Annotated in this window: 11 protein-coding genes; 3 read left to right on the top strand and 8 right to left on the bottom strand. The window is 65.5% G+C overall.

The window, feature by feature from the left end:
- Positions 1-293 precede the first annotated feature (293 nt).
- The 3 genes from mdeB (at position 294) to SB816_RS17590 (ending at position 6135) form a co-directional block, all read left to right on the top strand.
- Positions 294-2981 carry an alpha-ketoglutarate dehydrogenase gene (gene mdeB, locus SB816_RS17600; RefSeq protein WP_410547334.1) on the top strand — a complete coding sequence of 896 codons (2688 nt, stop codon included), beginning with the start codon at positions 294-296 and terminating at the stop codon, positions 2979-2981.
- Positions 2982-3236: 255 nt separating this feature from the next.
- Positions 3237-5534, top strand: a complete 2298-nt coding sequence (locus tag SB816_RS17595; protein ID WP_049072257.1) for an NADP-dependent malic enzyme — start codon at positions 3237-3239, stop codon at positions 5532-5534.
- Between the two features lie 148 nt (positions 5535-5682).
- Positions 5683-6135 (top strand): DUF2214 family protein, encoded by a 453-nt coding sequence (locus tag SB816_RS17590; RefSeq protein ID WP_175167602.1) that lies wholly within the window; start codon positions 5683-5685, stop codon positions 6133-6135.
- A gap of 31 nt (positions 6136-6166) precedes the next feature.
- On the opposite strand, the gene SB816_RS17585 is transcribed toward SB816_RS17590, so the two are convergent.
- The 8 genes from SB816_RS17585 to SB816_RS17550 all read right to left on the bottom strand — a co-directional run bounded on the left by SB816_RS17585 (position 6167) and on the right by SB816_RS17550 (position 13240).
- The gene (locus SB816_RS17585; protein ID WP_410547333.1) at positions 6167-7276 is read right to left on the bottom strand and encodes a hypothetical protein; all 1110 of its coding nucleotides are present in this window, start codon (positions 7274-7276) and stop codon (positions 6167-6169) included.
- A 128-nt stretch (positions 7277-7404) separates the two neighbouring features.
- Positions 7405-8715, bottom strand: a complete 1311-nt coding sequence (locus SB816_RS17580) for a citrate synthase (protein ID WP_047992235.1) — start codon at positions 8713-8715, stop codon at positions 7405-7407.
- Between the two features lie 19 nt (positions 8716-8734).
- Positions 8735-8995: a succinate dehydrogenase assembly factor 2 gene (locus SB816_RS17575; RefSeq protein ID WP_049077540.1), complete on the bottom strand. Its 261-nt coding sequence runs from the start codon at positions 8993-8995 to the stop codon at positions 8735-8737.
- A 26-nt stretch (positions 8996-9021) separates the two neighbouring features.
- The gene (locus SB816_RS17570) at positions 9022-9738 is read right to left on the bottom strand and encodes a succinate dehydrogenase iron-sulfur subunit (protein WP_054501497.1); all 717 of its coding nucleotides are present in this window, start codon (positions 9736-9738) and stop codon (positions 9022-9024) included.
- A gap of 18 nt (positions 9739-9756) precedes the next feature.
- Positions 9757-11523 carry a succinate dehydrogenase flavoprotein subunit gene (gene sdhA / locus SB816_RS17565; protein ID WP_208025194.1) on the bottom strand — a complete coding sequence of 589 codons (1767 nt, stop codon included), beginning with the start codon at positions 11521-11523 and terminating at the stop codon, positions 9757-9759.
- A gap of 15 nt (positions 11524-11538) precedes the next feature.
- The gene (gene sdhD, locus SB816_RS17560; protein WP_054501498.1) at positions 11539-11922 is read right to left on the bottom strand and encodes a succinate dehydrogenase, hydrophobic membrane anchor protein; all 384 of its coding nucleotides are present in this window, start codon (positions 11920-11922) and stop codon (positions 11539-11541) included.
- Positions 11923-12339: a succinate dehydrogenase, cytochrome b556 subunit gene (gene sdhC / locus SB816_RS17555; RefSeq protein WP_054501499.1), complete on the bottom strand. Its 417-nt coding sequence runs from the start codon at positions 12337-12339 to the stop codon at positions 11923-11925. It abuts the gene before it with no gap.
- Positions 12340-12460: 121 nt separating this feature from the next.
- Complete coding sequence (locus SB816_RS17550; protein ID WP_035360087.1) at positions 12461-13240, bottom strand: GntR family transcriptional regulator; 780 nt, start codon at positions 13238-13240, stop codon at positions 12461-12463.
- Positions 13241-13405 lie beyond the last annotated feature (165 nt).

Below are 13405 nucleotides of genomic sequence, written 5' to 3'. Positions count from 1 at the left end.
TCTCCCTTTACTGGCCGGGACACGAGCCCGCCGCTGGGGCGGGACGGCCCCGGCTATCAGGGCGTTGCCGCCCTGTCTGGTTGCCGGTTTGTTTTTTGTGAAGCGCGAATTCTAGCGCCTTGGCGTCCAGCAGGTGGTCACCACCGGTAAGCGGCCGAAGGCGGCAGATCCTGCCGCCGACACGCCAATCGTCAAATGATTATGCTGAAAACCACGATTTCCTCCCGGCATTTTGATTACCCATGCCCCAGCGACAGGACTAGCATGGCGCTTACAAAGGAGACAAAACCATCATGTGCGACGCCAGCCATTCCCCCGCCGGGACCGCCCCCCGGCATGATGCCGATCCCGCCGAAACCGCCGAATGGCGCGACGGCCTGCAATCCCTGGTCGAGGCCTCGGGCGCCGAACGGGCGGGCTATGTGCTGGACAACCTGCTGGGGCACGCCGCCGCCCTGGGCTTGCGCGCCAACAGCCAGACGCGCACCGCCTACCTGAACACCATCCCCGCCGACCAGGAACCGCCCTTTCCCGGCAACCTGGCGGTCGAGGAACGCATCGCCCGCATCAACCGCTGGAACGCCCTGGCCATGGTGGTGCGCGCCAACCAGGCCCATGGCGAACTGGGCGGCCACATCGCCAGCTACGCCTCGGCCGCCGACCTGTTCGAGGTCGGCTTCAATCACTTCTTCCGCGCAGCCACGGCCGACGGCCCGGGCGACCTGGTCTACATGCAGCCGCACTCGGCGCCCGGCGTCTATGCCCGCGCCTACCTGGAGGGTTTCCTCAGCGACGACGACCTGGCCCACTTCCGCCAGGAAATCACCGCCACCGCGCGCGGCCTGCGCGGGCTGTCGTCGTATCCGCATCCCTGGCTGATGCCCGACTTCTGGCAGTTCCCCACCGGCTCGATGGGCATCGGTCCCATCAACGCGATCTACCAGGCGCGCTTCATGCGCTACCTGGAACACCGCTCGCTGGTGCCCGCGAGCGACCGCAAGGTCTGGGGCATCTTCGGCGACGGCGAGATGGACGAACCGGAGTCGATCGCCGCGCTGACCCTGGCCGCGCGCGAAAAGCTCGACAACCTGGTGTTCGTCGTCAACTGCAACCTGCAGCGCCTGGACGGCCCGGTGCGCGGCAACGGCCGCATCATCGACGAACTCGAAACCCTGTACGCGGGCGCCGGCTGGAACGTCATCAAGCTGGTCTGGGGCAGCGACTGGGACGCCCTGCTGCGCCGTGACACCAACGGCGCCCTGGCGCGCGCCTTCGCCAACACGGTGGACGGCCAGTTCCAGACCTTCGCCGCCAACGACGGCGCCTTCAACCGCGCCCACTTCTTCAACCAGAATCCGGAACTGGCGGCGCTGGTGGCCGACTGGACCGACGAGGCCATCGACCGCCTGCACCGCGGCGGCCACGACATGGTCAAGATCCATGCCGCGTACCACCGCGCCGCGCACCATCGCGGCCAGCCCACCGTGATCCTGGCGCAGACCAAGAAGGGCTTTGGCATGGGCACGGCCGGCCAGGGCAAGATGACCACCCACCAGCAGAAGAAGCTGGACGACGAGGCGCTGCTGGCGTTCCGCGACCGCTTCGCCCTGCCGATCTCCGATGCCGATTGCCTGGCGCTCAAGTTCTATCGCCCAGCCGAAGACAGCGCCGAGCTGCGCCACCTGCAGGCGCGCCGCGCCGCGCTGGGCGGCCACATCCCGCGCCGCCAGACCCAGGCGCCGCGCCTGGCGCCGCCGGCGGTGGACCAATGGGCGCGCTTCGCGCTCAGCGCCGACGGCAAGGAGATGTCGTCCACCATGGCCATCGTGCGCATGCTGACGGCGCTGCTGAAAGACCCGCAGGTCGGCCCGCGCATCGTACCCATCGTGGCCGACGAAGCGCGCACCTTCGGCATGGCCAACCTGTTCCGCCAGATCGGCATCTATTCGGCGCAAGGCCAACTGTACGAACCCGAGGACATTGGGTCGGTGCTGTACTACCGCGAGGCGCGCGACGGCCAGATCCTGGAAGAAGGCATCACCGAGGCGGGCGCGATCTCGTCGTGGACGGCGGCCGGCACCAGCTACTCGGTCAACGGCCTGCCGATGCTGCCTTTCTATATCTATTACTCGATGTTCGGTTTCCAGCGCATCGGCGACCTGATCTGGGCCGCGGCCGACCAGCGCACGCGCGGCTTCCTCATCGGCGCCACCTCCGGCCGCACCACGCTGGGCGGCGAAGGCCTGCAGCACCAGGACGGCTCCAGCCACATCATGGCCGCGGCCGTGCCCAACTGCCGCGCCTACGATCCCGCCTACGCCTACGAAGTCGCGGTGATCGTCGAGTACGGCATGCGCCGCATGCTGGACGAGCAGCGCGACGAGTTCTTCTACCTGACCGTCACCAACGAGAACCTGGCGCAGCCCGACCTGCCGCAGGACGGCGCGGCGGCCGAAGGCATCCTGCGCGGCATGTACCGCCTGCGCCCGGCGCGCCAGCAGGCGGCGGTGCGCCTGTTGGGCGCCGGCCCCATGCTGCGCGAAGCGGAAATCGCCGCCGAGCGCCTGCACGCGGAATACGGCGTGGATGCCGAGGTCTGGAGCGTGACCAGCTTCTCCGAACTGGCGCGCGATGGCCGCGAGGCCGAACGCGCGCGCGCGCTCGGCCTGCCCTCCGCGCCGGACGCGGACTGGGTGCGCGCCTGCCTGGGCGGCAGCGATGCGCCGGTGGTGGCCGCCACCGACTACGTGCGCGCCGTGCCCGAACAGATCCGCGCCTGGGTGCCCGCGCCCTACCGCACGCTGGGCACCGACGGCTTCGGCCGCAGCGACACCCGCGCTCGCCTGCGCGACTTCTTCGAAGTCAGCGCCGACTGGATCGTGCTGCACGCCCTGGACAGCCTGGGCCGGCAGGAGCAAGCCGACACCTTGCGCCAGAAGCTCGGCGCCGCGACCCGCGCCACGCCACCCTGGGCGCAATAACGCACTGAAAGGAAAGGAAAAAGCCCCGACGGCCGGGGATTTTTCCTTTTGCGCACAGGCGGCGTGAAAGTACGCCGGCTTGATCAAAATCGGACGATCGCTGCGCTGCAGCAACCAATTCGCGCCGCTTTCTGTTGAAATACGGGTGTTCCCTAAGCATTTCCCAAAGAATACGGCGGGCCGCGAGCCCGCTTTTTGCTTTCCGATTTACCTTCTCGCTTTTATCTCCAGTTAGCGCCGAAAAGGCTGTATCCCATGGACGAAACCCTCACCAAACTGGCGTTGGATTACCACGCCTATCCCACCCCCGGAAAGATCTCGGTCACCCCGACCAAGACCCTCGCCAACCAGGACGACCTGTCGCTGGCGTACTCGCCCGGCGTGGCCGCCGCGTGCATGGCCATCTTCGACCAGGGCGACGACGCCGCGTCCAAGTACACCTCGCGCGGCAACCTGGTGGGCGTGATCACCAACGGCACCGCCGTGCTGGGCCTGGGCAACATCGGCCCGCTGGCCGCCAAGCCGGTCATGGAAGGCAAGGGCTGCCTGTTCAAGAAGTTCGCCGGCATCGACGTGTTCGACATCGAACTGGCCGAGAACGACCCCGACAAGCTGGTCGACATCATCGCCGCGCTCGAGCCCACGCTCGGCGGCGTCAACCTCGAGGACATCAAGGCGCCCGAGTGCTTCTACATCGAGAAGAAGCTGCGCGAACGCATGAAGATCCCCGTCTTCCACGACGACCAGCACGGCACCGCCATCATCTCGTCGGCCGCCATCCTGAACGGCCTGAAGGTCGTGGGCAAGGACATCGGCACGGTCAAGCTGGCCTGCTCGGGCGCCGGCGCCGCCGCCATCGCCTGCCTGGACCTGCTGGTGCACCTGGGCGTCAAGCGCGAGAACATCTACGTGGTGGACTCGCGCGGCGTGATCTGGGACGGCCGCGATGAAAACATGGAAGCCAACAAGAAGCGCTACGCGCAGAAGACCGACGCGCGCACGCTGGCCGACGTGGTCAACGGCGCCGACGTGTTCCTGGGCTGCTCGACCGCCGGCGTGCTGACCGCCGACATGGTCAAGACCATGGCCGACCGTCCGCTGATCCTGGCGCTGGCCAACCCGGAGCCGGAGATCCGCCCGGAAGTCGCCAAGGCCGCGCGCCCCGACTGCATCATCGCCACCGGCCGTTCGGACTACCCGAACCAGGTCAACAACGTGCTGTGCTTCCCCTTCATCTTCCGCGGCGCCATGGATGCCGGGGCCTCGCGCATCACCGAGGAAATGAAGCTGGCGTGCGTCAAGGCCATCGCCGAGCTGGCCCAGGCCGAGCAGAACGATGAAGTGGCCCGCGCCTACGCCGGCCAGGAGCTGTCGTTCGGTCCCGACTACATCATCCCGAAGCCGTTCGACCCGCGCCTGATCGTGCAGATCGCCCCGGCCGTGGCCCAGGCCGCCGCCGACTCCGGCGTGGCCGCCCGTCCGATCGAGGACATTGAGGCCTACCGCCAGAAGCTGATGGGCTTCGTCTACCACTCGGGCCAACTGATGCGCCCGCTGTTCGCCCAGGCCAAGAAGGCGCCCAAGCGCGTCATCTACGCCGACGGCGAAGACGAGCGCGTGCTGCGCGCGGTGCAGACCGTGGCCGATGAAAAGCTGGCGTTCCCGATCCTGATCGGCCGTCCGTCCGTGATCGAGATGCGCATCAAGAAGTTCGGCCTGCGCCTGGTCGCCGGCCAGCATTTCGAGATCGTCGATCCCGAAGACGACAGCCGCTTCAACGAAACCTGGAACGCGTACTACCAGCTCAAGGGCCGCGAAGGCGTGACCCCGGCCATCGCCAAGGCGATGATCCGCAAGCACAACACGCTGATCGGCGCGATGCTGCTGCGCCGCGGCGACGCCGACGCGCTGCTGTGCGGCGTGGCCAGCAAGTACGACAACCAGCTCAAGTACATCGACGAAATCATCGGCAGGAAGGAAGGCCAGACCTACGCCGCCCTGAACGTGCTGATGCTGCCCGACCAGACGCTGTTCGTCACCGACACCCACGTCAACGAGAACCCGTCGGCCGAGGAAGTCGCCAACATCACCATCCAGGCCGCCGACGAGATGCTGCGTTTCGGCGTGGTGCCCAAGATCGCCCTGCTGTCGCACTCGAACTTCGGCAGCCGCGTCACGGAGTCGTCGCGCAAGATGGCCGCCGCGCGCCAGTTGGTGCAGGACCGCGCGCCCGACCTGGAAGTGGATGGCGAAATGCACGCCGACGCCGCCCTGTCGGAAAAGATCCGCGTGCTGGCCTACCCGGACAGCACCCTGAAGGGTCGCGCCAACCTGCTGGTCATGCCGACGCTGGACACCGGCAACATCACGTACAACATGCTGAAGATGACGGGCAGCAATGGCGTCGCGATGGGCCCGATCCTGCTGGGCGCCGCGCGTCCGGTGCACATCCTGACGACAAGCGCCACCGTGCGCCGCATCGTCAACATGACCGCCTTGGCCGTGGTCGATGCGCAGCAGGAAGCCGCCGAGGCCGCCAAGAAGCGCCGTTGATCGCGCTGCGCTGATCGGCACGCAAGGGACGCCCCACGGGGCGTCCTTTTTTTTGGGCCGCTTGATGCCGCGATAGTGCGCCGCGCCGGGCGAATGGTAAAACGGGGCAGCGACTCCCCTCTACCCTTCCCTACCGGAGCCCGACCCTATGTTGCTCGACGCCTTCCTGGCCTGGTTTCACTTCCTGGCCATATTCGTCCTGGTGGTGGTGCTGACCGCCGAAGCGGTGCTGCTGCGCCCCGACCTGACACCGGCCACGCTCAAGCGCCTGGTGGTCTATGACCGCCTGTATCTGCTGAGCGCGATCCTGGTGCTGGCCACCGGCGCGCTGCGCCTGACACTGGGGGTCAAGGGGGCCGCGTTCTACATGGGCAACCCTTGGTTCCACGCCAAGATCACGCTGTTCGTCATCATCGGCCTCTGTTCGATCCCGCCCACGCTGGCCTTCCTGCGCTGGGCCAAACAGGCGCGCCAGCAGCCCGCTTTCGTGCCGGACGCCGCGCAGATCAAGCGCGCGCGCCGGTGGGTGATGATCGAATCGCACCTGTTCATCTTGCTGCCGCTGTTCGCGGTGCTGATGGCGCGCGGCATCGGCGCGTAGGGCGCGCCGCGATCCACGCGGCCCGCCCGTCTCAGGGACAGCGCGCGCGGGTCGGCCGTGGCGTGTCGTCGCCGACGGTGATGGTCGCGAAGTGGAACACGCCCACGGCGTCGTTCCGGACCACGTCGATCACTTCGCCGGACAGCGTCTGCCTCACCGACATGCCTTCGGGCACATCGGGCTGGCCATCGCGCCGGGCGACATCGCCGTTCCAGGGACTCAGCACCAGCACACCCGGAAACGGCTCGCGGGCATCGCCGCGGCCGCGCCGCATCGACTGCACCTGGGTGCCGGCGGCATAACGGACGCCGCCGAACGTCGTCGGGCAGGCCAGCTCGGCATCGCTGACGCGCAACAGGCGCCGCTCGCCATCCAGGTAGAGCCGGGGCTCGCTCAACGGCAGCCCGAACACCTTGACCGCCACCGGGTCCTTGACCTCGATACGCCATTGATCCGGATCGCGCGAGCCATCCGTGTAGACGGTGCCGCTCGATCCATACACGATGGAGCCGGGCGCAAGATCCAGCGTGTCGACCCGGTTGCCCGGCCCCAGCACGCACTTGTTCAGCGCCATCATCGCGCCATCCTTCGCCACGTCGAATTCAATGTCCTGGGTGGCGTCGCATTGCCAGCCCAGCACCGTCTGGCTGCCAGCGCCTCGCAGCAGGACGCTGCGCGGATGCCGGCCGCGCAGGGCGTAGGTTTCGCTGTCGTACTCGGCGTCCAGATAGCGTTGCGCCCGCGACGCCTGCACGCCGTACATGGCCACGGGCTGCGGAAACTCGGCTTCGACGTAGGTTTCCAGCTTGCCCTCGTCCTGCAGCTTGAGGCGCGTGCCCGCGGGCATGGCGGTGCCGCCTACCGTCGTCGGCGCTTCCAGGGTGACGTTGCGGGCGGCCTCGCGGCGCGCGCCTTCGCGCTCGATCTGCCAGATGACCGTCTGGACCCAGGCATAGAAGGCAAAGGGGACCAGCAGCACCACGAACAGCAGTCCGGAGGTCTTCCAGTATTTGCGAACCGTGCGGCGCGCGCCGCCGCTGGCGACCAGCACCAGCGCCCAGCCAAGCAGCACCAGGCCGGCAAGAAAACCCAGGGAAACGAAAATGTAGAAGCCCGCTGAGGGCAGCGCTATTGGAATCATGGCAGGGATGATAAACGCCAAACCGCATTACCGCGACGGCGGGGCGGCCATCGGCGGAGCACGACGAGGAGCGAGCGGACAACAAAAAACCGCCCGAAGGCGGTTTCCTGGTCAAGCGTGGCGGCGTATCAACGCTTGTCCATCGGCGGCACGTCGCGCGTGACCGAACCGGTGAACAACTGGCGCGGACGGCCGATCTTGTAATCGGGATCCGACAGCATTTCGTTCCACTGGGCGATCCAGCCGACCGTGCGGGCCAGCGCGAAGATGGCCGTGAACAGCGAGGTCGGGATGCCGATGGCGCGCTGGACGATACCCGAGTAGAAGTCCACGTTCGGGTACAGCTTGCGCTGCACGAAGTACGGATCTTCCAGGGCGATGCGTTCCAGTTCCATGGCCAGCTTGAACAGCGGGTCGTTTTCCAGGCCCAGGGCCGAGAGCACTTCCTTGCACGTTTCCTGCATCAGCTTGGCGCGCGGGTCGTAGTTCTTGTAGACGCGGTGGCCAAAGCCCATCAGGCGCACGCCCGAGTTCTTGTCCTTGACCTTCTCCATGAACTCGCCGACCTTGGCGATGCCGCCGTTGGCTTGCAGCTCTTCGAGCATCTGCAGGCAAGCTTCGTTGGCGCCGCCGTGAGCCGGGCCCCACAGGCAAGCCACGCCGGCCGAGATGGCGGCGAACGGGTTGGTGCCCGACGAACCGCACAGGCGGACCGTGGAGGTCGAGGCGTTCTGCTCGTGGTCGGCGTGCAGGATGAAAATGCGGTCGAGCGCGCGCTCGACGACTTCGTTGACCTTGTACTCTTCGCACGGCGTGGCGAACATCATGCGCAGGAAGTTGCCCGTGTAGGACAGGTCGTTCTGCGGATAGATGAACGGTTGGCCTTGCGAGTACTTGTACGCCATCGCGACCAGCGTCGGCATCTTGGCGATCAGGCGGATGGCCGAGATGTGACGATGCTGCGGGTTCGTGATGTCGGTCGAGTCGTGGTAGAACGCCGACAGCGCGCCCACCAGGCCCGTCAGGACGGCCATCGGGTGGGCGTCGCGACGGAAGCCGCGCAGGAAGAAGTGCAGCTGTTCGTTGACCATCGTGTGATGGGTCACTTGCGAATCGAAGTCGGCCTTCTGTTCCTGGTTCGGCAGTTCGCCGTTCAGGATCAGGTAGCAGATGTCCATGAAGTCGCAATTGACGGCCAGTTGCTCGATGGGGTAGCCGCGGTACAGCAGCTCGCCCTTGTCGCCGTCGATGTACGTGATGCCCGATTCGCAGGCCGCGGTCGACATGAAGCCGGGGTCGAACGTGAACATGCCCGTCTGGCCGTACAGCTTGCGAATGTCGATCACATCCGGACCGACCGTGCCCTTGTAGACAGGGAACTCAATGGGTGCGCTGCCGTCCGAGAAGGACAGAGTGGCTTTTTTGTCAGACAGGTTCATGTTTTTTCCTCTCAATTAATCAGAGCGACCGCATCTGGCCGATGATGCCGCGGAGCCGGGGCGTGTCGAGCGCGCCCTCGAGCTCCTTGCGGGCCAGCAGCAGGTCGAGAAGATCGTTGTCTCCCAACTCGAAGAGCTGCGTCAATGCCGTCACGTCATCGTCGGTAAGCTCGGCCTCGTAGGCGTCGAGATACCGGGTGATGATCAAGTCGTTTTCGAGCAGGCCCCGGCGCGCCCGCCAACGCAGACGCGCCCGTTCCAGTTCAGTAAGCCTGCTCATCATTACACCTTAAATACACCAAACTACTAGACCGCGCGACGGACCATCAGTTCCTTGATCTTGCCAATGGCCTTGGTCGGGTTCAGCCCCTTGGGACAGACGTCGACGCAGTTCATGATGGTGTGGCAACGGAACAGGCGGTACGGATCTTCCAGGTTGTCCAGACGGCTGCCGGTGGCTTCGTCGCGGCTGTCGGCGATGAAGCGGTAGGCTTGCAGCAGGCCGGCCGGGCCGACGAACTTGTCCGGATTCCACCAGAAGGACGGGCAGGAAGTGGAACAGCACGCGCACAGGATGCACTCGTACAGGCCGTCCAGCTCTTCGCGCGCCTCGGGCGACTGCAGGCGCTCTTTCTCGGGCGGCGGCGTGTCGTTGATGAGGTACGGGCGGATCGAGTGGTACTGGTTGAAGAAGTGCGTCATGTCCACGATCAGGTCGCGGATCACCGGCAGGCCCGGCAGCGGGCGCAGCACGATCGGTTCCTTCAGCTCGCGCAGGTTGGTCGTGCAGGCCAGGCCGTTCTTGCCGTTGATGTTCATGGCGTCCGAACCGCACACGCCTTCACGGCACGAGCGGCGCAGGGCCAGGCTGTCGTCGACGTCGTTCTTGATGCGCACCAGCGCATCGAGCAGCATCTTGTCGGTCGGCTGGAGTTCGACCTCCAGCTTCTGCATGTACGGGCGCTCGTCCTTGTCCGGATCGTAGCGGTAGATTTCGAACTTGACGATTCTCTTGGTGCTCATAGTAGGCTCTATCCGGACTTAGAAGGTACGCGCCTTGGGCGGGAAGGACTCGACCGTCAGCGGCTTCATCTGCACAGGCTTGTAATCCAGGCGGCTGCCTTCGGAGTACCACAGCGTGTGCTTGAGCCAGTTCTCGTCGTCGCGGGTCGGGTGGTCGTCCAGCGCGTGGGCGCCCCGGCTTTCGGTGCGGTTGGCGGCCGACTTGATGGTGGCGCGGGCCACTTCGGTCATGTTGGCCAGTTCCAGCGCCTCGACGCGCGCGGTGTTGAACACCTTGGACTTGTCCTTGAAGTAGATGTTGTCGGCTTGCTTTGCCAGGTCTTCGATCTGGGTCACGCCTTCGTTCAGCAACTCCAGCGTGCGGAACACGCCGCAGTGGCGCTGCATCGAGAAGCGGATGGCGTTGCCGATATCCTGGGTCTTCTCGCCCGAGGTGCGCGATTCCAGCTTGTTGATGCGGTCCATCGAGAATTCGACGGCCTGCTGCGGCACGGGCTGGTGCGCGTGCTGGCGTTCCGGATGCGAATTGACGATGTGGTTGCCGGTGGCGCGGCCGAACACGATCAGGTCCAGCAGCGAGTTGGTGCCCAGGCGGTTGGCGCCGTGCACCGACACCGCGGCGCATTCGCCGATGGCGTACAGGCCGTTGACGATCTTGTTCTCGCCGTTTTCGCGCGTCAGCACCTGGCCGTGATAGTTGGCCGGGATGCCGCCCATCTGGTAGTGGATGGTCGGGACGACGGGGATCGGTTCCTTGATCGGGTCGACGTTGCCGAACTTGATGGCGATTTCGCGGATCGAGGGCAGGCGCTTGTTGATGACGTCGGCGCCGAGGTGATCGAGCTTGAGCACCACGTAGCTGCCGTCCGGACCGCAGCCGCGGCCTTCCTTGATTTCCTGGTCCATCGAGCGCGACACGAAGTCACGCGGGGCCAGGTCCTTCAGCGTGGGCGCATAGCGCTCCATGAAGCGCTCGCCATCCTTGTTCAGCAGGATGCCGCCTTCGCCGCGCACGCCTTCGGTGATCAGCACGCCGGCGCCGGCCACGCCGGTCGGGTGGAATTGCCAGAATTCCATGTCCTGCAGCGGGATGCCCGCGCGGGCGGCCATGCCCAGGCCGTCACCGGTGTTGATGAAGGCGTTGGTGGAAGCGGCCCAGATGCGGCCGGCGCCGCCGGTGGCCAGCACCGTGGTCTTGGCTTCCAGGATGTAGATCTCGCCGGTTTCCATTTCGAGGGCGGTCACGCCCACGACGTCGCCGGCTTCGTTGCGCAGCAGGTCCAGCGCCATCCATTCGACGAAGAACTGGGTGCGGGCGGCGACGTTGCGCTGGTACAAGGTGTGCAGCAGCGCGTGGCCGGTACGGTCGGCAGCGGCACAGGCGCGCTGGACCGGCTTTTCACCGAAGTTGGCGGTGTGGCCGCCGAACGGACGCTGGTAGATGGTGCCGTCGGGGTTGCGGTCGAACGGCATGCCGAAGTGCTCGAGCTCGTACACGGCGTTGGGGGCTTCGCGGCACATGAACTCGATGGCGTCCTGGTCGCCCAGCCAGTCAGACCCCTTGACGGTGTCGTACATGTGCCAGTACCAGTTGTCTTCGCTCATGTTGCCCAGCGAGGCGCTCACGCCGCCCTGCGCGGCAACGGTGTGCGAGCGCGTGGGGAACACTTTGGACAGCACCGCAACGGACAGGCCCGCTTGGGACAGTTGCAGCGAACAACGCATGCCGGCTCCGCCGGCGCCAACGACCACCACATCAAACTGGCGGCGCGGCAAGGATTTCATGACAGAGACCACGGCTTAGATGCTCCAGAGGATTTGCGCGAAGTAAACGACCGTACCGATCAACCAGAGGATCGTCAGCACTTGCAACAGCAGGCGCAGGCCCACCGGCTTGACGTAGTCCATCCAGATGTCGCGCACGCCGATCCAGGCATGCCAGGCCAACGCAAAGAAGGCAAGGGAGGCCAGGATCTGGCCAACCGGAATGAAGCCCACGTAGAAATTGAACAGCTTGACCCAGTGTTCGTACGTGAAGGCGGGCATCGTCAGGATGCCGATGAGCAGCACCAGCGTGTACACGGCCATGACGACGGCGGTGACGCGCTGAATGATGAAGTCCATGACGCCATAATGGGCGCCGACGACCAGGCGCTTGGGTCCGTAGTTTTTAGCGGCGGCCATTTACAGCACTCCGAACAGTTTGAGACCGAACACCAGCGTCAGCGCCAGGCTGACACCGAAGACCACGCCGGCGCTTTTCTTGGCCGACAGCTTGTCGATGCCCAGGTGCAGATCCAGCAGCAGGTAGCGGATGCCGGCACAGAAATGGTGCAGGTAGCCCCAGATCAGGACCAGGAAGACAAGCTTGACGATCGGGTTGGCCGCGAAGGAAGCGATCCATGCGAACGACTGCGGCGCGGCCACGCTCGCTGCGAACAGCGGAACGATGACCAAGGGCAAACAGAGGAACAGCAATATGCCGCTGATGCGGTGCAGGATGGACAGCTTGCCGGCCAGGGGCAGGCGATAGGAGAACGCAACTTGGGCAAGCCCAATATTGCGAAACTGCGGACGTGGCTTGGCAGCGGTGTCGGACATGACGGCCTCGGTGTTTCGGAACTAGGGAATCGTGACGGCGCTAATGCCGTGGCCCTTGCGGGCAAACACAGTATTTTCGCCCAGAGAACGGGTCGGTATCAAATCGTAGGTAAAAAGCTCATCAATTCAGACTATTGCGGTAGTGGTATCGATCGGTCAAGTACAAACCCCGTCGGATTTCCATGGGGCGGTCACCATACGTGTACGACACGCGATCCACCTGCAACAACGGCGCGCCGGCGGCAACATTAAGCAACGTACAGACTTCGGCCGGCGCCGCCACGGCACGCAGCTTTTCGTCCGCGCGCACCATGCTGACGCCGAACTCGGATTCGAACAGGCCATAGAGCGGCGCCTTGTTGGCGGTCAGCAGCTCCTGGGTGAGGCCACGGAAGATGGATCCGGGCAGCCAGATGTCGTCAAGCACGGTGGGCACCTGCCCCATGCACAGCAGCCGGCGGATCGAGATCACGGTTTCGCCGGCCCGCAGGTCGAGCGCGCGGGCGATCTCGGCCGGCGCGCGCAAGCGGCGGCATTCGAGGATGCGGCTTTCCGCCCGCACGGCCTCGCCCTCTTCGTCGGGGGCCAGGCGCAGGAAACGATAGCGCACGCGGGCTTCATGATGGGTGGCGACGAAGGTGCCCTTGCCCTGGCGGCGCAGCAGCAGATGCTCGGCCGCAAGCTCGTCGACCGCCTTGCGCACCGTGCCCTGGCTCACCTGGAAACGGGCGGCCAGATCGATTTCGCTGGGGATGAGTTCGCCGGGCTTCCATTCGCCGCGGTCCAGGCTCTGCACGAGCAGGTCCTTGATCTGGCGGTACAGCGGACTGAAAGCGGCCCCCTCGCCCGTCGGACGGGCGGCGCGAGTGCGTAGGGGAGTTTCGGGCCGGGGGTCTGCCATGGATCGTCTTGGAAGTGTCATGTTCATCCGGAGAATGGAAGGCAGCGCAAACGATGCGGTTTCCATTCGCGTGCGCTGCTGCGGTGCCGGTATTCTGGCCTGATACAGGCGCGCAGCCGGCGGTGCTGCGGCGCATTCGAACAAACGCTCTATTGTGGCATATCG

Origin of the sequence: Achromobacter sp. SIMBA_011 (genome assembly GCF_046535435.1) — a bacterium.
GTDB classification, from domain to species: Bacteria; Pseudomonadota; Gammaproteobacteria; order Burkholderiales; family Burkholderiaceae_B; genus Achromobacter; species Achromobacter dolens.
The sequence above is the reverse complement of the archived record's forward strand: the minus strand, read 5'-3'. Positions and strand labels throughout refer to the sequence as shown.